General features: G+C 69.4%; 19 protein-coding genes, 1 tRNA gene and 1 other RNA gene. 5 read left to right on the plus strand and 16 right to left on the minus strand.

Going from position 1 to position 18,212, the window contains the following annotated elements; translation table 11 throughout:
* Nucleotides 1–93 precede the first annotated feature (93 nt).
* Complete coding sequence (locus CK206_RS05860) at nt 94–645, minus strand: hypothetical protein (protein WP_096905860.1); 552 nt, start codon at nt 643–645, stop codon at nt 94–96.
* A 3-nt stretch (nt 646–648) separates the two neighbouring features.
* Nucleotides 649–858 (minus strand): helix-turn-helix domain-containing protein, encoded by a 210-nt coding sequence (locus tag CK206_RS05865; protein ID WP_096905861.1) that lies wholly within the window; start codon nt 856–858, stop codon nt 649–651.
* A gap of 689 nt (nt 859–1,547) precedes the next feature.
* Here CK206_RS05865 and CK206_RS05870 point away from each other — a divergent pair.
* Nucleotides 1,548–2,645, plus strand: coding sequence for a site-specific integrase (locus CK206_RS05870; protein ID WP_254050496.1), 1,098 nt, complete (start codon nt 1,548–1,550; stop codon nt 2,643–2,645).
* Between the two features lie 79 nt (nt 2,646–2,724).
* Here CK206_RS05870 and CK206_RS05875 read toward each other — a convergent pair.
* The 10 genes from CK206_RS05875 to prfB form a co-directional block, all read right to left on the minus strand.
* Nucleotides 2,725–2,797, minus strand: a tRNA-Ala gene (locus CK206_RS05875).
* Between the two features lie 158 nt (nt 2,798–2,955).
* Entirely contained in the window at nt 2,956–3,693 is a 738-nt protein-coding gene (locus CK206_RS05880) for a thioredoxin domain-containing protein (protein WP_240341458.1), read from the minus strand.
* 159 nt (nt 3,694–3,852) lie between these two features.
* Nucleotides 3,853–4,226: a transfer-messenger RNA gene (ssrA, locus tag CK206_RS05885) on the minus strand.
* A 118-nt stretch (nt 4,227–4,344) separates the two neighbouring features.
* Nucleotides 4,345–5,193, minus strand: a complete 849-nt coding sequence (locus tag CK206_RS05890; RefSeq protein WP_167492441.1) for an EamA family transporter — start codon at nt 5,191–5,193, stop codon at nt 4,345–4,347.
* Nucleotides 5,190–5,699 carry an SsrA-binding protein SmpB gene (gene smpB / locus CK206_RS05895; protein ID WP_067712405.1) on the minus strand — a complete coding sequence of 170 codons (510 nt, stop codon included), beginning with the start codon at nt 5,697–5,699 and terminating at the stop codon, nt 5,190–5,192. The genes CK206_RS05890 and smpB overlap by 4 nt, the downstream gene beginning before the upstream one ends.
* 72 nt (nt 5,700–5,771) lie before the next feature.
* Complete coding sequence (ftsX, locus tag CK206_RS05900; RefSeq protein ID WP_067712390.1) at nt 5,772–6,674, minus strand: permease-like cell division protein FtsX; 903 nt, start codon at nt 6,672–6,674, stop codon at nt 5,772–5,774.
* Nucleotides 6,674–7,363, minus strand: a complete 690-nt coding sequence (ftsE, locus tag CK206_RS05905; protein WP_069388454.1) for a cell division ATP-binding protein FtsE — start codon at nt 7,361–7,363, stop codon at nt 6,674–6,676. The genes ftsX and ftsE overlap by 1 nt, the downstream gene beginning before the upstream one ends.
* 85 nt (nt 7,364–7,448) lie before the next feature.
* Entirely contained in the window at nt 7,449–8,096 is a 648-nt protein-coding gene (locus tag CK206_RS05910; RefSeq protein WP_069388453.1) for a hypothetical protein, read from the minus strand.
* Complete coding sequence (locus CK206_RS05915) at nt 8,096–8,992, minus strand: mechanosensitive ion channel family protein (protein WP_069388452.1); 897 nt, start codon at nt 8,990–8,992, stop codon at nt 8,096–8,098. Before CK206_RS05915 ends, CK206_RS05910 begins: the two co-directional genes overlap by 1 nt.
* On the minus strand, nt 8,992–10,098 hold the full coding sequence (gene prfB, locus CK206_RS05920) for a peptide chain release factor 2 (RefSeq protein WP_069388451.1): 1,107 nt from the start codon (nt 10,096–10,098) through the stop codon (nt 8,992–8,994). The genes CK206_RS05915 and prfB overlap by 1 nt, the downstream gene beginning before the upstream one ends.
* Nucleotides 10,099–10,270: 172 nt before the next feature.
* Here prfB and CK206_RS05925 point away from each other — a divergent pair, with 172 nt between their 5' ends.
* From CK206_RS05925 to CK206_RS05935, 3 genes are all read left to right on the plus strand, one after another.
* Complete coding sequence (locus CK206_RS05925; protein WP_069388450.1) at nt 10,271–11,074, plus strand: inositol monophosphatase; 804 nt, start codon at nt 10,271–10,273, stop codon at nt 11,072–11,074.
* Between the two features lie 120 nt (nt 11,075–11,194).
* On the plus strand, nt 11,195–12,595 hold the full coding sequence (locus tag CK206_RS05930) for an acyl-CoA dehydrogenase family protein (protein WP_069388449.1): 1,401 nt from the start codon (nt 11,195–11,197) through the stop codon (nt 12,593–12,595).
* A 49-nt stretch (nt 12,596–12,644) separates the two neighbouring features.
* Complete coding sequence (locus tag CK206_RS05935; protein ID WP_069388448.1) at nt 12,645–13,850, plus strand: acyl-CoA dehydrogenase family protein; 1,206 nt, start codon at nt 12,645–12,647, stop codon at nt 13,848–13,850.
* A gap of 81 nt (nt 13,851–13,931) precedes the next feature.
* Here CK206_RS05935 and CK206_RS05940 read toward each other — a convergent pair whose 3' ends face one another.
* The 3 genes from CK206_RS05940 to CK206_RS05950 form a co-directional block, all read right to left on the minus strand.
* A complete protein-coding gene (locus CK206_RS05940) occupies nt 13,932–14,111 on the minus strand; it encodes a hypothetical protein (RefSeq protein WP_143337698.1) in 180 nt (59 codons plus the stop codon).
* Between the two features lie 106 nt (nt 14,112–14,217).
* Nucleotides 14,218–14,928 carry a peptidase S1 gene (locus tag CK206_RS05945; RefSeq protein ID WP_067712365.1) on the minus strand — a complete coding sequence of 237 codons (711 nt, stop codon included), beginning with the start codon at nt 14,926–14,928 and terminating at the stop codon, nt 14,218–14,220.
* 155 nt (nt 14,929–15,083) lie between these two features.
* Nucleotides 15,084–15,698 (minus strand): TetR family transcriptional regulator, encoded by a 615-nt coding sequence (locus CK206_RS05950; RefSeq protein WP_185951401.1) that lies wholly within the window; start codon nt 15,696–15,698, stop codon nt 15,084–15,086.
* 179 nt (nt 15,699–15,877) lie between these two features.
* Here CK206_RS05950 and CK206_RS05955 point away from each other — a divergent pair, with 179 nt between their 5' ends.
* A complete protein-coding gene (locus CK206_RS05955; protein ID WP_371606848.1) occupies nt 15,878–17,005 on the plus strand; it encodes an acyl-CoA dehydrogenase family protein in 1,128 nt (375 codons plus the stop codon).
* Nucleotides 17,006–17,021: 16 nt separating this feature from the next.
* Here the strand turns inward: CK206_RS05955 and CK206_RS05960 are convergent, their stop codons facing one another.
* A complete protein-coding gene (locus CK206_RS05960; protein WP_096905866.1) occupies nt 17,022–18,164 on the minus strand; it encodes an FAD-dependent oxidoreductase in 1,143 nt (380 codons plus the stop codon).
* Between the last annotated feature and the right edge of the window lie 48 nt (nt 18,165–18,212).

Here is an 18,212-nt window from a genome sequence, read left to right on the forward strand (position 1 = left end):
ACGGCAGGATGCAATACCGGGAGACGGCGGCAGCGATCCGGTCGAGCAGGCCGGCCCCGTCAACCACTCCCCCGTTCGGCGGCTCGGGCGCGGTCATAGCGAAACCCCCGTCCCCCTGAGGGCGGTCACAGTGTCGCGGATGCGCCGGACGGCGCTGCCCTCGCGGCAGAGGGTCGTGAAGGCGTCGTCCTCGGTCTCGGTCCGGTAGCCGGCGGTGATGGCTTCCCCGGCCACGGCACCCCGGATGCGGAGGAGTTGGGCGGCGAGGGCGGCAGCGAGCGGCCGGAGCCGTTCGGCGGGCTGATAGGTGGTCACGGCATCCTCCAGGCGGGTGCAGACGAGACGGCGGCGGCCGTCGCCGACCTGCCCGGTGCGGCGCAGCTCGTCGAGCACGAGCACGGCGGCGGGGTCGGTGCCCCTTTGTGCGAGGTCGAGCGCGGCGGTCAGCGCGACGGCGGTCGGCGGGTCGAGCAGCCTCACATCGTCGGGAGTAAGTACGTCCAGAACGGCGGCGACATGAGCGGCCGGGGACACGATGACGGCGGCGAGGAGTGGCAGGGCTGCCTGCTCGGCCGTGTCAGTGTCAATGTCGTCCCGGTCGACGGTCTCGCCGTCGGCGTCGGGGCGGCTTATTGCTTCGGTCATGAGTCAGGCGTCCTCGCCGATCAGACGGAGCAGTCCGACGCTGGAAACGCGGACACGGGTGCCGACGCGTATCACGGGCAGCTCGCCACTACGGGCGAGCGTGTACCCGTAGGCACGACTGACACCGAGGACGCGGGCGGCGGTCTCGACGGAGACCGTCGGGGAGGTGCGTAGTTCGTCGATAAGCGTTGTCGTCTTCTGAGTGTTGGGCATGTCTCCACGATCACTCGGTGAGTTGTGAATGTCCAGCCTGTATAGTCACAACTTATGACCAGCAAAAACAACAACTCGGGTCGAGTGCAGAACATCCGAATCAACGGACCAGGGACAGCAACAGTCCGACTTCACGGTCGAGACGTCAGCTACCGGGCAACATGCGCGACCGGCCCCAAAGGCCCGCAGGTTCTGTCGCTGACCCTCACGGCCGACAGTGACCGGCCGCTTACCGTCTCAGACCTGCGGGCAGTCCCCCTCCGGCGCATCGCCGCTGCGGTCGCCAACGCAGTCCCGCTTCCCGGTGCTTCCAGGTCCGAAATCGACTGGGAAGCGTTCGCAGAACCCGAGCGACCCCGCAAGGCGGCGTCAGGCAAACCGAGAGGCCGACCGCGAGCACTGACCGACGAAGACCACCAGCTTGTAGCCGACATGGCGAGAAAGGCGGTCGAAGACGGAAAGACAGTGCGCCGGGCACTGAGCCAGCAGCTCAGAATCTCAATGTCGACCGTCGACACCCGACTACGCAAAGCAGAACAACGCGGGTTCTTGACGCCCGGCGAGCTACCCCGAGGAGTGAAGCGCCAATGAGTGACGACCGGCAGCGAGCTGCGAGAGCAGACAACTCGATTAGGCGACAGCCGAACGGCAAGGGCTGGCGAGCACGGCCGACCCTCGGCACCGACCCCGTGACCGGCAAGCAGGTGAGGCCAACTAAGACGTTCGCCACGAAGAAGGCGGCTCAGGACTGGATCGACGAGCAGCGCAGGCAGTGGAACGAACGCACATGGTCGGCAAGGTCCGAGCGCACCTTCGGCGAGGTCGCCGACCACTGGCTGAAGGTCCGCGAAGCGGACAACGGCACCCGACCGAACACGATCCGCGCTGACCGCGAAAGCCTCGCCTACGCGCGGCGCGTGTTCGACACGGTTCCCGTGCAGAAGCTCACCCCCGAAGCGCTCACCGACTGGTCGCTGTCCATGACGACGCTGCCGAGCACGAACCCGGACGGCAGCCCAAAGCCGGGGCGTCCGCTCGCGGCCTCGACGAAGCGACGGGCCATCGTCACCGTGAAGGCGGTCGTTGCTCACGCGGTGCGGATGCGCTGGCTCAGCTACGACGTGACGGCACATCTGGAGCCACCCGCGCAGAAGGTCATCGTCGCCGTCACCGAGGGCGACATTTGGACGCCGAAGCAGATGGGCGGGTTCCTCGACCACATCGCCGATCACCGGCTCGGCGGATGCTTCGCCCTGACCCTGCTCGGGCTGCGCCGTGAGGAAGTCGGCGGCCTGAGGTGGTCGGACGTTGACCTCGACGGCGGGCAGCTTCGCATCCGTCAGGCGCGGGTCGACGTGAACGGCCGTGACCTCATCGGCGACCCAAAGAACGCGCGCAGCTCGCGAGACCTGCCGGTGCCCCCGCGAGAGCTGTCGATCTTGCGAGCCATGCGCGGCGTGCACCTGCGTGAGCGGATGGCGGTCGGTCGACCCCTCGCTGACGACGACCTGCTGCTGTCTCGCGAGGACGGCACCCCGTTGCCGGTGCGCGGGTACACGGTCCTGTTCACCGAGCAACGGAAGGCGGCGGGACTCCCCGCCATCACGCTTCGGAACCTGCGGCACTCGTCGGTATCGCGGATGCGCGAGGCGGGCGTGGCTGCCGACGTTGTGGCGGCGTGGCACGGGCACAGCGAGCGGATGACTCAGGCGGTCTACGGCCGGGTGTCTGACGACCGTCTCGCGGCGGCTTCGGCGGCGATTTCGAGAGCGGTAGGACAAAGTTAGGACATTCCGGCCGCTCTCCGCTCGGGCTAGGACAATGAAGAACCCCCTCCGACGCAGGTCGGAGGGGGTTTCTTATCGGTGGAGCTAAGGGGACTCGAACCCCTGACCCCCACACTGCCAGTGTGGTGCGCTACCAGCTGCGCCATAGCCCCGTATCCATTTGTCCGCCGCTCACCTCTCGGTGACCGGCCCGACCTAAGTTACACCACCACGGTTCGGGCCTCCAAATCGGGCCCGGCCCCGCCGGGAGGGGCGGGGCCGGGCCACAGTTGCGCACCCGGCACGAGCACCGGGCGGTTCGCCGGACGAGTTACGCGATGATGTCCTGGAGCCAGGCCGCGTTGCCGATGTCGACGACCTCGCCCTCGTAGGCGACAGTCGGGGTGGACACGCGATCGGTGATCTCGCGGATGCTCTGCTGGGCGTTGTCCGCACTGTCGGAGGCCTTGTCCATGCCGCCGTTGGACTCGACGTTGCCGATGCACTCGACCGAGTCCGCGTTCGCGCCGGCCGATTCCGCGATGTCCGCCAGCTCGCGGGCCGAGAGGTCGCCGCCGCCCTCCCCCGGCTGCTCGGCGAAGAACGCATTCTTGACGTCGAAGAACACTGGCAGGGAGTCCTTGGCCGCGACACACTGGATGGCCGCGAGCGCGCGGGTGGAGTACTCACCGGAACCGGACTGTCCGTTGAGGAAGTTCAGGGCGTAGAACTCGACCTGCAGGTCCCCGGCCTCGACGGCCTCGGAGATGGACTCACCGTACTGCGCCTCGAAGGAGCCACATGCGGGGCACATGTAGTCCTCCCAGATCTGGACGGTCGGCGCCTCGTCCGGGCCGACGACGACCACGCCGGCCTCGGTGATGTCGATCAGCTCGTCGTTGGTCTCGCCGAACGTGATGGGGTTGGCCTCTCCGCCCCGCTGGGCCATCCAGACGACGCCACCGAGGACCACGACGGCGACCGCGATGAGCGCGACCACCGTGATGATCATCCCGTTGTTGGACTTGGTCTGGAGGACCTTGGTGTTCTTGTTGGGCTTGGCGTTCACGTGTACGCAGGCCTTTCTCTACTGGGAGACCGTCGACCTCTTCCGGGTGACCGGCACTACGTCAGAGGGTACCGAAGCGGCGGGAGCGACCCCGCGCGCGCACCATCGATGCAAATGCACCACACCCCCGGTCGGTGTCGACCGGGGGTGGGGCCCGAATGGTGGAGCTGCCGGGAATTGAACCCGGGTCCTCCGCAGCATCGGCAGGGCTTCTCCGTGCGCAGTCCGCGTTGGCCTCTACTCGGATCTCGCCCTCATGCGGACATGTCGGCGATGACGATCCCAGTCACTGTGTGATGTCCCGACCCACCCCGTGACCGGGTGAGCCGGTGATCTCTCTAGATGATGCCGGTGACCGGGGCGAGAGCGACCCCGGGCCGACAGACTACGGGCTCGCTATCAGGCAGCGAGGGCGTAGTCGCGCTGATTGGTATCGGCGCGTAATTGGTTGCCACGACGCTTACGGTGGTCTCTGGCCTGCACCGGCACGCTTCCCCTGCGTCAACTCACGTAGTCGAAACCAAGTCAGCCCCGTCAGGACCGCCGACTTCCGCCGACGGACTCCCCACCCTACCCCGGTGACACGCCGCCCGCCAGGGTGATCCCGCTCTCCCCGGTCAGGCGAGCACCCGGTTCAGCCGAGCACCCCGTTCAGCCGAGTGCGAGCAGGGAGATCGCCACCCCCGCCAGGACGAGTCCGACCATCTGGACCGCACGCATCCGCTCCCCGCCGTGGGCGATCGCCAGCGCTACGGTGAAAGCGGGGTACAGCGCAGCGATCACACTGACCAGGGAGAGCATCCCCGCCTGCGAGGCGAAGTAGAAGGCACCGTTGGCGACGGCGTCGAACACGGCGATCACCACGCCGATCGCGATGAGACGCCGGGAGAAACGGAACGACTCACGGGCTGCGACCGCGGCGACCAGCAGCATCACCGTCGCCCCGATCCGCGAGGCCGCGACCGGCCACAGGCCCTGGCCCGGCGGCACCTGCGCCAACAACACGAAGAACGCGGCGAACGCCAGCCCGGAGAAGAGCGTGAGCACCAGGAGACGACGGGTGAGGCGCCCGTGCAGGGCGGACGAGCCGTCCCGGCTCTCCATAGAGACCAACACCGTCGCCACCAGCGCGAGCGCCATGCCCGCCCCCGCCGCGGGCGCGGGCCGCTCCCCCGCCGCCAGACCGAACGCCAGCGGAACCGCCGCCGCCAGGACCGCCGTGATCGGCGAGATCACACTCATCGGCCCGCGGGAGAGCGCCAGGTAGAACGACCACACCGCGACACCCGAGGCCAACCCGGAGGCCAGGCCCCACCCCAGACCGACCCCGGTCGGCGACCCACCGGCGACCAGGGCCGCGACGCCCACCAGCACGATCGACAGCGGATAGGAGACGCTGACCACGCGCAGCACGCGGGCGCGGCGGGAGGCCACGCCGCCGAGGTAGTCGCTGATGCCGTACGCCACCGCCGAAGTCGACGCCAGCGCGACCGGCATCATGCCCGCATGCCCTTGATCTTCCTGCCGAGTTCACGCACGGCCTCACGCTCGGCGGTCCGGCGGGCGATGTCGTGGCGCTTGTCGTGCGCCTGCTTGCCCCGTGCGACGGCCAGTTCGACCTTTACCCGGCCACCCACGAAGTAGAGGGACAGCGGGACGAGGGTGGCGTTGCCGTCGCGCACCTTGCCCACGAGCGAGTCGATCTCGCGGCGGTGCAGCAGGAGCTTCCGGGCACGCTTCGGGGCGTGGTTGGTCCAGCTCCCGTGCGAGTACTCGGGGATGTGTAGCCCGCGGAGCCACACCTCGCCGTCGTCGACCGTCGCGAACGCGTCGACCAGCGAGGTCTTGCCCTCACGCATGCTCTTGATCTCGGTCCCGACCAGCGCGATGCCGGCCTCGTGCGTCTCCAGGATCTGGAAGTCGTGCCGGGCCTTGCGGTTACTCGCGACGATGCTCCCGTCGGAGCCGAGGGACGACGCGCCCTTCTTCTTGTTCTTCTTGGCCACGTCGCGTCACCTCCTGATTGCCGTGCCCTCGCCGCCGTTCCGCAGCCCCCAGAGTCTAGATGGAGGGCGCGTTCAGTGCCGAACCGTGAGCCTCAGGGCGATCCAGGCGGTGAGCGCGGAGACCACCGCGCCCGCCACGACCAGCCCCGGTGCGAGGAGGAGGATGTCGGGGGTGGTGATCCGCTCGACCAGGTTCGCGCGGTAGGCCTCCGCCAGCACCCTGTCGAGGAAGACGTTCTTGGCCACCAGCAGGCCCCCCACCGCGAGGAGGGCGCCGGCCACCGCCGCGATCACCGCCTCGAGGACGAACGGCAACTCCGTGTACCAGCGGCTCGCGCCCACCAGTCGCATGATCCCCAGGGCGGTCCGCCGGGTGAACGCGGCGATCTGCGTCATGTTGGCGATGAGCAGGACGGTCGCCAGCAGCTGGACGACCGCGATCGCGAAGGCCGCGTTGCGGACGCCGTCGAGGACGGAGAAGACCCGTTCGACGAGCTCGCCCTGCCCCTGGACGATCTCGATGCCGTCCACCTCCGCCAGGTCACGCGCCACCGCCTCGGCCCGCGTGGGGTCGGTCAGTGTGAGGGTGAACCGCGAGCCGAGGGCGTCCGGCGAGGTCGACTCCACCAGCACCGGGTCTGTCGAGGAGAACAGGTCGACGAACTCGGCGTAGGTCTGCTCGGGATTCTTGTACTCCACCGACGCCACGCCCGGCGTCGTCTCGAGCCGCTGGAGGATCCGGCCGCATTCCGCCGCGCAGTCCGGATCCTCCAGCGAGATCGACCGGTCCACGTAGACGCGGAACTCGTTGAGATAGTCGTACTTGTCCTGACTCGCGGACGCGGTCATGGCCACGAGCAGGCCCGCCCCCAGCATGCCCAGGGCCACCGCCGTGGTGATGATCATGGCCAACGTCATGGACAGGTTGCGGCGCAGTCCCTGCCCGACCTCGGAGGCGACGAACGTAGCGGCCATCAGCGGTCCACCCCGTAGGTTCCGCGGGCGTCGTCGCGGACGACCGAGCCGTCGACCAGTTCCACCACGCGGCGCCGCGAGCGGTCCACGATGTGCCTGTCGTGGGTCGCCATGAGCACGGTGGTCCCCGTCCTGTTGATCCGGTCGAGCAGGAGCATGATGTCCTCGCTGGTTTCGGGGTCGAGGTTGCCCGTCGGTTCGTCCGCCAGCAGCAGCACCGGGCGGTTGACGAACGCCCGCGCGATCGCGACCCGCTGCTGTTCCCCACCGGAGAGTTCGTGAGGTCGGCGATCGGCCTTCCCGCCCAGCCCGACCATGTCCAGGGTCTCCGGCACCACCTTGTCGATGGTCCGGCGGGACTTGCCGATCACCTGCAGCGCGAACGCGACGTTCTCCGCGACCGTCTTGTTCTCCAGCAGACGGAAGTCCTGGAACACGCAGCCGAGAGAGCGTCGCAGCACGGGCACGTCGGAGCCCTTCATGCGCGTGAGGTCGTGGCCGGCGACGGTGAGGGTGCCCGAATCCGGGCGGTCCTCGCGGAGAACGAGCCGCAGGAACGTGGACTTGCCCGATCCCGACGCACCGATGAGGAACGCGAACTCGCCGTCACCGATCTCCACGCTCACGTCGGACAGCGCCGGACGCGTCGAGGACGGGTACGACTTCGTCACACGGGAACCAGTGATCACTCCGATAGCCTAACGCCACGCAGGCCACAGGCACGGGAGCGGTCGAACAACGCGGCGGCGGCCGCGGCGCGGCCACCCGGTGGCGCTACCCCTCGAGGGCGCCGCCGGGCACCGAGGTCTCCCCGGCGCCCGGGGCCTCCTGCTGCAGCTGCGGTTGCGACTGCTGGTCAGGCTGCTGCTGCGGCGACTGCTGTGGCTGTTGTTGCTGCGGGGCCTGCGGATCGGCGCCACCGGGGAACCCCTCGGCATCGGGACCCGTCGTCGCGGTCCCTCCCGTCACCGTGGTGCTGGTCGTGCGGGAGCCCGTTCCCGTCGGAGTCGGAGACGAACTCGGGGTCGGGGCCGTGGTCTCGGTGGTCTGATCCGTCGGCGTGGACGACGGGTCGACCGGTTCGGCCGGTTCGGCCGGTTCGGCCGGTTCCGAGGTCCCGGTGGGGTCCTGCGCGGGTTGCGGCCCGAAAGCGACCACCGGCTCGTCGCGGACGAGCAGATACAGCACGCCTGCCAGGACGAACGCGCCGAGGAGGATCGCGGTCGTCCGAGACATCCTGAAGAACTCGACGAGCAGTGCGACGATCCACGGTCTCGCACGCCGCGAGGGTGCGTCCGGTGGTGGGGTCCCCCCCAACCCGAGCGGATCGGGCCGGTCGAGGATCGGGTCGTCGTCGATCGCGGCGCCCTGCGGGGACGTCTCGTCGGGCCGGACCGTGTCATCATCCCTGTGCCGGGCCATCAGACGCTCCCCTCTCCGGTCTGCGGTCGCAGCATCCCGGCGCGGATGGCGGCCAGCGCCTCCGGCTCCAGGACGATCCCCTCCTGGCGGAAGCGGCGGAGGATGACGGCACGCATCCGACGGCCCACCTCCCACTGCATTCCCGGCTTGGTCCGGGCGAGCAGTCGGATGACGGTCTGCTCGAGCCTGATCGACTGCACACCCATGACCGACGGCTCGTCGAGCACGTACTCGCCCACACGATCGTCGTGGACGATGTCGCGACAGACCTCCGCGAGCACCTCGTGCGCCTTGTCCATGTCGGCATTGTTGGGCACGGGGACGTCGATGATCGCACGAGCCCAGTCCTGGGACTGATTGATCGCGGTGACGATCTGACCGTTGGGGACGATGACCGCCTCGCCGTCCAGGGTGCGCAGCCGGGTGACCCGGAGCGTGACGTCCTCGATCGTCCCGGCGGCGACGCCGGTCGCGGTGGTGAGTTCGACGATGTCACCGTAACCGTACTGACGTTCGGCCAGCACGAAGAAGCCAGCGAGGAAGTCCTGGACGATCTTCTGCGCGCCGAAACCCAGCGCGGCGCCGAGGACGGTGGCCGGCGCCACCAGCGTGACGAGGTTCACGCCGAACCTCAGCAGGATCTGGATGCCGAACAGGATGTACAGCATTCCCACCGCTACGTAGGAGACGACCTGGACGAGGGAGTGGAGGTGCTTGGACTCCTCCGACCACAACTCCTTGTCGGCGTTCCTCGCGTCGATCCGGCCGGTCCACATCCGGGCGATCTTGCCGATCGCCCGGGTCATCAGGGCGGCTCCCAGGACGAGGAGGACGACCTCCAGGCCGTCGTTGCTGAGCCAGTTCAGGACTCCGCTGAAGTCTGTCCGGAAGGCCACTAGGCGTCCGCCCCCTCCCGCATGCGCCATCGGATACCGGCCTCGATGAACCCGTCGATGTCACCGTCGAGGACCGCGGACGGGTTGTTCACCTCGTACTCGGTGCGCAGGTCCTTGACCATCTGGTACGGGTGCAGAACGTAGGACCGCATCTGGTTGCCCCAGGAGGCGTTGCCACCCGCACCGAGCGCGTCCATGGCGGCCCGCTCCTCCTGGCGCTTGCGCTCGAGCAGTTTGGCCTGCAGCACTTTCATGGCGGCGACCTTGTTCTGCAGCTGCGACTTCTCGTTCTGACAGGTCACGACGATCCCGGTCGGGACGTGGGTGAGGCGGACGGCCGAGTCGGTGGTGTTGACGGACTGGCCACCGGGACCCGAGGAGCGGTAGACGTCCACCCGGACCTCGTTCTCCGGCACCTCGATGGAGTCGACGGTCTCCACGACCGGCAGCACCTCGACCTCGGCGAAGGAGGTCTGGCGGCGGCCCTGGTTGTCGAACGGGGAGATCCGCACCAGCCGGTGCGCTCCCTGCTCCACGGACAGCGTCCCGTACATGTAGGGGTCCTTGACCACGAAGGTGGCGGACTTGATCCCCGCCTCCTCAGCGTACGAGGTGTCGTACACCTCGACCTTGTGGCCGGCCTTCTCGGCCCACCGGATGTACATGCGCATGAGCATCTCGGCGAAGTCCGCGGCGTCCACGCCACCGGCACCGGCACGGATGTTGACCACGGCGTCACGCTGGTCGTACTCACCGCTGAGCATCGTCTTGACCTCCATGGCCTCGACGTCCTCACGCAGGCTGGCGCGTTCGGAGTCCGCCTCCTCGACGGCGCCGTCGCCCTCCTCCTCCGCCAGCTCGTACATCAGGGGCAGGTCCTCGATCCGCTGCCGCAGATCCCGGCAGCGGCGCAGGTCGGCCTGGATGTAGGACAGCTCGCTGGTGACCTTCTGCGCCCGGTCCTGGTCGTTCCACAGGTCCGGGTCGGCGGCCATCTGCTCGAGCTCGTCGACGCGTCGGGCCAGCTCCTCGATGTCGAGGACCTTCTCGACCGTGGTCAGGGTCGCGTCGAGGGCAGCGATGTCGGCAGAAACGTCAGGGTGCACGTTATCCGACTCTACGCGGCCCGGGCGCCTTCCAGCGTTTGCCCACCCGCCCCTTCCGCGTGGCCTGCCGCGCCTCCGATCGTCACCCCCCGCCGGTAGCGTCGGATGCCTCGGACCCGCTACCGCTCGTGGTCAGTGAGCCGCTACGACCAAGTGGAGGAAGTGAACGTCCATGGACACCCGACAACCGGGCCCCCTGCACGACGAGTCCACCGGGGGGATGACCGACGCCGATCTGGCCGCCCGCCTCGTCGTCGACGCCGGAAACCTCGCGCGGCGACTGCGCGAGCACGGGCTCGACGTCCGGCGCAAGACTTCCGTCTCCGACGTGGTCACCGAGGCCGACGATGCGGCCGAGCGGCACATCACCGCACTCCTGGCCGCCCACCGTCCGTCCGACGGCGTCCTGGGCGAGGAGGGCTCCCTCGTCGCGGGCGACGGCGAACGACGGTGGGTCGTGGACCCGGTGGACGGCACCTACAACTTCGTCTCCGGCTCCGACTACTGGTGCTCGGCCGTCGCGGTCACCGGTGAGGAAGACTATCTGCTCGGCGCGGTCCACCGACCGGTCACCGGGGAGACCTTCGTCGGCGGTTCGGACGTGCCGACGCGCCGCAACGGGGTACCCGTCGCGCGCCTGGCCCCCGGTGACCTGGCCGCCGGCAGCCTCGCCACCTACCTGCACCCGCCGTTCTTCGACGATCCCCAACTCGCCGAGCCTTTCCACCGCGTGAGCCGTGGCGCGGCGACCATCCGAATGCTCGGGTCCGGTTCCGTGGACCTGGCCTCCGTCGCGTGTGGGATCCACACGGTGTGGTGTCAGCACTCCTGCCCCGAGTGGGACTGGCTACCCGGCCGCGCACTCGTCGAGGGGGCGGGCGGGGTGTGCGCGACCGTCGAGGTGGGCGGCTACGACTGGTTCGTGGCCGGCCGCCCGGGTGCGGTCGAGCAGACGGTCGACCTCCTGCGCGGCTGACACCCGTCCGACCCACCGGCGGGACGGACGGGTTCGAGGAAAGAGTGGCGCACGGAACTTACTCCGAAGTAAGGTGTCAGGGACAGCACCGTCCACCGTCCGTCACGAGAACAGCTGGTGATGATGAGCAAGAACCCCACAGCCCCGTCCACGACCGGACGCGCGGAGACCTCGACACCGGGTAAGAACCCCGCGCGCATCGACGCCATCGGCGCCGCCATGCGCGCGCTGACCACCATTACCGGGTCGGAGTTCGCCGAGCGCTTCGGCCTGCGGCAAAAGGTCGACCGGGTCACCTACGAGGCCACCAAGACCGGTTTCAAGACCCTCGGTGCAGCGACCAAGTCGTTCAAGAAGGTCTCCGGCGGCGGCGCACCCAAGCGTCTTCCCGACTCCGAGGCCCGGCCCGACCTGTTCGACCTCACGCTGGACGAGGACCAGCAGATGATCTCGCAGACCGTGCGAGAGTTCGCCGCCGAGGTCATCCGGCCGGCCGCGCACGACGCCGACGCCGCCGCCGAGGCACCCGCGTCGCTGCTCGAGCGCTCGGCCGAGATCGGCGCCACCATGCTCAACGTGCCCGAGGAGTTCGAGGGCATCGCGTCCGAGCGCGGTGTGGTGACCAACTCGCTGGTCGCCGAGGCCCTGGCCTACGGCGACATGGGCCTGGCCCTGCCGATCCTGGCCCCCTCCGGCGTGGCCACCACCCTGACGCAGTTCGGCTCGGACACCCAGCAGAAGTCATACCTCCCGGCGTTCGCCTCCGAGCAGGTCCCCGCCGCCGCCGTCGTGGTGGCCGAGCCGCAGCCACTCTTCGACCCGTTCAATCTCAAGACCACCGCCACCCGCACCGTCGGCGGGTTCACGCTCAGCGGCGTCAAGTCGATGGTGCCCACGGCCGGCAGCGCGGAACTCTTCGTCGTCGCCGCCTCCCTCGACGGCGCGCCGACCTTCTTCGTCGTGGAATCCGACACCGACGGACTCGTGGTGGAGGCCGACCCGTCCATGGGCCTGCGCGCCGCCGGCCTCGGCCGACTCGTCCTCACCGACGTCTCCCTTCCCGCCGACGCCATCCTCGGTGGCGCTGACGTCTCGCCGGAGGACCGGTCCTCGGCCTACGCCGACGTCATCCGCCTGTCGCGTCTGGGCTGGGCCTCCCTCGCCGTGGGCACCTCCCACGCCGTCCTGGACTACGTGACCCCGTACGTCAAGGAGCGTCACGCCTTCGGCGAGCCCATCGCCCACCGGCAGGCGGTCGCGTTCGCCGTGGCCGACATGGCCACCGAACTCGACGGCATGCGCCTGGTCACCTGGCGCGGCGCCGCCCGCGCCGAACAGGGACTGTCCTTCGCCCGCGAGGCCGCGCTGGCCCGCAAGATCGCCGCGGACAAAGGTATGAAGATCGGCCTCGACGGTGTCCAGCTGCTCGGTGGCCACGGGTTCACCAAGGAACACCCGGTCGAGCGGTGGTATCGCGACCTGCGCGCCGTGGGAGTGGCCGAGGGCGTGGTGGTCCTGTGACGTCCGCCCGCTCCGCCACACTCCCGAACCGGACCAAGGACCTGAAGCGATGATCAATCTCGAAATCCCCAAGAAGCTGCAGGCGGGTGCAAACCAGGCCCGCCAGGTGGCCATGCAGATCTTCCGACCCATCTCCCGCAAGTACGACCTCGCCGAGCATGAGTACCCCGTCGAGCTGGACACCCTCAAGGCCATGATGGAGGCCATGGAGGACGCCGGTCAGGCGGCCTCCGGCGCCACCATGGGATCAGGTCGCGCACCCCGGCGCGAGGGCGTGTCCAACGGCGGCAATATGAAGTCGCTGCTCAATGCCATCGAGACCTGCTGGGGCGACGCGGGATTGACCTTGTCCGTCCCCGGCCAGGGGTTGGGTAACTCCGCCATCGCCGCCGTGGCGAGCGACGAGCAGATGCAGAAGTTCGGCCGGGTGTGGGCCTCGATGGCCATCACCGAGCCCGAATTCGGCTCCGACTCGGCCGCCGTCTCGGCCACCGCGCGGTTGGACGGCGACGAGTACGTCATCAACGGCACCAAGATCTTCGTGACCTCGGGCCAGCGCGCGGATCACATCGTGGTGTGGGCGACCCTGGACAAGAGCAAGGGCCGCGCCGCGATCAAGTCCTTCGTCGTGCCCCGGGACCATCCCGGCGTCTCCGTCGACCGGCTGGAGCACAAGCTCGGCATCCGGGCCTCGGACACGGCGCAGATCAGCTTCACCGACTGCCGGGTCCCCAAAGAGAATCTTCTGGGCGATCCGGAGGTCCGCGTGGACAAGGGCTTCGCTGGTGCCATGCAGACTTTCGACAACACCCGGCCGCTGGTCGCCGGCATGGCCGTGGGCGTCGCCCGGGCCGCGCTCGAGGAGATCCGCACCCTCCTCGAGGAGGCCGGCATGGAGATCGACTACGACCGTCCGGCCACCAGCCAGCCGGCCGCCGTCGCCAAGTACCTCGACCTCGAAGCCGACTGGGAGGCTTCCTACCTGCTCACGCTCCGCGCGGCATGGATGGCAGACAACAAGATGCCCAACACCAAGGAGGCATCGATGTGCAAGGCCAAGGCCGGGCGCACCGGTTCCGCCGTGACCCTGGGCGCGGTCGAGCTGGCCGGCAGCTACGGCTACTCCGAACGCAGCTTCCTGGAGAAGTGGTCGCGCGACTCCAAGATCCTCGACATCTTCGAGGGCACGCAGCAGATCCAGCAGCTGGTGATCGCGCGCCGGATCCTGAACCTGTCAAGCGCCGAGCTGAAGTGAGCCGACCCCGGCGCGATCACCGCACTGAGCGGCGCCCCCGCGGACATCCGGTCCGCGGGGGCGCCGCCCATTTCAGCCGGTTCACTCCAGCCGACTGCGCGGCGCCCACGACATGATGGTTCCGCACTGTCGGCAGATGTGGACACGGTGACCGTGGTCGAGACTGCCGCTGCGACCGGCATCCCAGCCGACGAGGACCCGGTCGGGCCCCAGCTCGTGGCCGTACGGGCAGTGGGTGGGCGCGTCCTCGGTCCAGAGCATGGAGCGGACGGTAGCGACGGGGTCGGACACAGACGAGGGCCCGGTACCGACCGCGTCGGTACCGGGCCCTCGTCCGCCCCTCGCCCACGGGCGGGGTGCCGGGCGATCAGGCCATCCGGAAGCCGCTCCCCGGCCAGTCGCGCGCGGTGGCGTCGGCGACGATCGCGTCGAACGAGTACGCCACCGCCGGCAGGAAGAACGGGGTCTGCGCCGGGTGGATGCACGAGGGCAGGATGGGGCCGATGCTGCCGGCCGATCCCGCGTCCGGCGGCATGTGCCCGCCGGAGAGGAGCCCGACGAGACGCCCCTCGCGGGTCACGGGGCCACCGGAGTCGCCGTAACCGGCACAGGTGTGGGTCCAGAACCGGTCGCCCTCGCGCTGCCAGGTGATGCCACAGGTGTGTCCGGTGGTCAGTCCGTCCTTGCAGACGACGTCACCGAACTGCGGCGCGGGTCCGCGGCCCACGATGCCCGCCTGTCGGACGGGGACGGCGACGCCCGGGTCCAGACGGATCACGGAATAGTCGAGGATCTCGTTGCGGGTGGCGATGGTGCCGATCACGCCGGCACCCGGGTCGTCCCGGAGGATCACCGGGGCGTCGATCCGCTCACTGCAATGGGCGGCGGTGAACGCGACCGGCGCTCCGGAGTCGTCGTACCCGGCGGCGGTGATGGTGCATCCGGCCACTCCCCCGACCAGAACAGGGGTCGCGCCCCCGACGGGCACGGCGGCCTGGGCAGCTGCGGGCGCCATCAACGTGGCGGCACCGGCCATCACGGCCGTCGCGGCGAGCTTCGCCACACGGGTGAGCCTCATGAACGTGTCCTTCCCACCCCGGGCGGACTGCCCGGGTATACGCCCTCGACAGCGTAGCGGCGATCAGCCGCCGGTGCACCACGCGCGGGCCGGCCGGAGCCCCACCACCCGTGCGGCGCTGGTCCCGTCACGTCGGATCCGGGCCGATCCCCCGGTCAGCGGCCTTCGACGATGATGCGGGTGGAGGGCCGCTCGTCGGGGTCTCCGCCGATCTGCGCCCAGACCGCCGCGACGACGGGTTCGAGGAACAACTCACCCACCTGGCCCATGAGCGTGCGGACCACCTGGACCTTGTCCGACGCCCGCGTCGAGGCGTGGCCTCCGCGCCGCAGGCTGTCGACCTCCCTGGTGGTGAGTTCGACGATCGCCTCGAGAAGCGGGACACCCCGGCCGTCGGGTTCGAGGAGGGCCCGGTTGATGTACTTCACCAACATCGGGTTGCGCTCGAGCATCTCCCGCACCGCGGCGTCGCGGGCCGCCACGACCTCCGCTGCTGATCCGGAGTGCTCGACCGTCGCCAGTGCGGCGACCACCTGCTCCACCACGAGCTCGTCGACAGCGCGGCGCAACCCCTCCTTGGTGCCGAAGTGGTGCTGGATCAACCCGATGGTGACCCCCACCCGGGCGGCGACCCGTCGCATCGAGACCCGGTCCTCGCCGTGATCGGAATAGAGCTCCAGCGCCGCATAGCGGATTCGCGCGCGAGCGGTGAGGTCACCGTCGGCAGAGCGCGGGACACCGTCCCCCGACCCGGGTTCAGTTGCGCTCACTTGCCCCACCTCGTCTCGCCGCGACGTGCGACGCCCGAGGGCGCCGCCGGAAGGTCGACCATACACATGCATGTCCGGCAATGCAGTTGTATGGTGGGGATCGTCATGGCCGTCAACCGGCCCCCACCCCATCGCTGGAGTCCCCCGTGCTAGAGACCGCCCCCTTCCGATCCCCGTGGATGACCGACGATCTGGATGCGCTGCGCGCCCATACGCGTGCGTTCCTGGAGAAGGAGACCGCCCCGCACCTCGAGCGCTGGGCCGAGCAGGGCGCCGTCGACCGCGAGTTCTGGAACAAGGCCGGCGACGCTGGCCTGCTGTGCATCTCCATCCCGGAGGAGTACGGCGGTGGCGGCGGCACGTTCGCCCACGAGGCCGTGATCGCCGAGGAGCAGACCCGAGCCCTCGACGACGGCTGGGGCAATTCGGTGCACAGCACGATCGTGGCGCACTACATCCTCCAGTACGGCACGGAGGAGCAGAAGCAGCGCTGGCTGCCGAAGCTGGCGACCGGAGAGATGGTCGGCGCCATCGCGATGACCGAGCCGGGCGCCGGATCGGATCTGCAGGCGCTGCGCACCTCGGCGGTGCGCGACGGTGACGACTTCGTGGTCAACGGCGCCAAGACCTTCATCTCCAACGGCATGCACTGCGACCTGCTCGTCATCGTCGCCCGCACGGGCGGCGAGGGCGCGCAGGGCCTGTCCCTGCTGGTCGCGGAGACCACCGACCTGCCCGGCTTCGACCGCGGCCGCAAGCTCGACAAGATCGGCCTGAAGTACCAGGACACGATGGAGCTGTTCTTCGACGACATGCGCGTGCCCGCCGGGAACGCCCTGGGTGGCGAGGAGGGCGTGGGCCAGGGATTCATCCAGCTCATGCAGCAGCTCCCGCAGGAGCGCCTCATCATCGCTGTGACAGCCGTCGCGGCGGCCGAGACCGCCGTGAGGCTGGCGACGGACTACGCCAAGGAGCGCGAGGCGTTCGGCAAGCCCATCCTCAAGTTCCAGAACCTGCGTTTCGAGCTGGCCGAGTGCAAGACCGAGGCGCTCGCCTCGCGCACCCTGCTGGACCACTGCATCACCCTGCATCTCAAGGGTGAACTGGACCCGTCGACGGCGTCGATGGCCAAGTACTACTGCACCGACAAGCAGTGCGAGATCATCGACCGCTGCCTCCAGGTTTTCGGTGGCTACGGCTTCATGACGGAGTACCCGATCGCCCGCATGTACGCCTCGGCCCGCGTGCAGAAGATCTACGGTGGCACCAACGAGATCATGAAGGAGCTCATCTCGCGGACCCTCTAGAGGTCGTCGGCGACAACTAGAGCTCGGCGACGATCGCCCGGACGGCGTCACGGCCCGCTCGGTTGGCCCCCACGGTCGACTGGGACGGGCCGTAGCCGATGAGGAACAGCCTCGGCTCGTCGAGGGCCCGGCCCTCCGCCACCCGGATGCCCCCCTCGGGGGTGCGCAGGCCCAGGGGCGCGAGGTGGGCGACCGCGGGTCGGAATCCGGTCGCCCAGAGGATGACGTCGGCTGGCTCGAGCCGCCCGTCGGGCATCCGCACCCCGCCGGGTTCGATGCGGGTGAACATGGGGTGGCGGACCAGGGCACCACGCTCGTCGGCGCGCTCGATCCACGGGGCGCGGTACATCCCGGTCACGCGGATGATGCTCTGCGGGGGTAAGCCCTGCGCGGTGCGCTCGGCGACCCGGTCGATCGCGGCGGAGAAGTTCTCCGGGGCGGGGTCCGTCTCCCACTCGATCTCCCGCCTGGTCACCCAGAGGGTGTCGGCGACGCGCGAGATCTCCTCGAGCAGCTGGGTGGCGGAGATGCCGGCGCCGACGATCACGACGCGTTGCCCCGCGAACTCCTCGGCGGCGACGTAGTCGTGGACGTGGAGCTGTCGGCCACGGAACGTCTCCTGGCCGGGGTAGTACGGCCAGAACGGTCGGGTCCAGGTGCCGGTGGCGTTGATGACGTAGCGCGCCGCCCAGGCCTCAGGGCGGGAGTCACCGCTTGGATCGGTGACGACGACGAGGTGGTCGGACTCCGGTCCGTCCCGCCCGGGCGTGGGTCTGCGGACCGAACGCACGCGGACCGGCCGCCGGACGTCGAGTCCGAATCGGTTCTCGTAGTCGGCGAAGTAGGGCGGCAGGACGTCCCGACTCGGGGCGGTGCGGTCGACATCGGGGACGGGTCGGCCCGGCAGCTCGAAGATGCCGTTGACCGTGCTCATGGTGAGTGATTCCCAGCGGTGCCGCCAGGCCCCGCCGGGGGCGTCCTCGGCGTCGAGCATGACGAAGGTGCGCTCCCCCGCCTCGGCACGGCCGACCGGCGCGAACCCCCGCCGCCTGAGGTGGTAGCCGGCCGACAATCCGGCCTGGCCGGCGCCGATCACCACCACGTCGACCGGACGGGTGGGGCTCTCCTGATCGGGCGTCACGCCACCATCGTCGGCCATACGGCTCCGGCGAGGACGGGCGGGCGCGGGATCGGCGCGGGCGCCGGG

This window comes from Dietzia sp. WMMA184, assembly GCF_002441635.1.
Lineage (GTDB): Bacteria > Actinomycetota > Actinomycetes > Mycobacteriales > Mycobacteriaceae > Dietzia > Dietzia kunjamensis.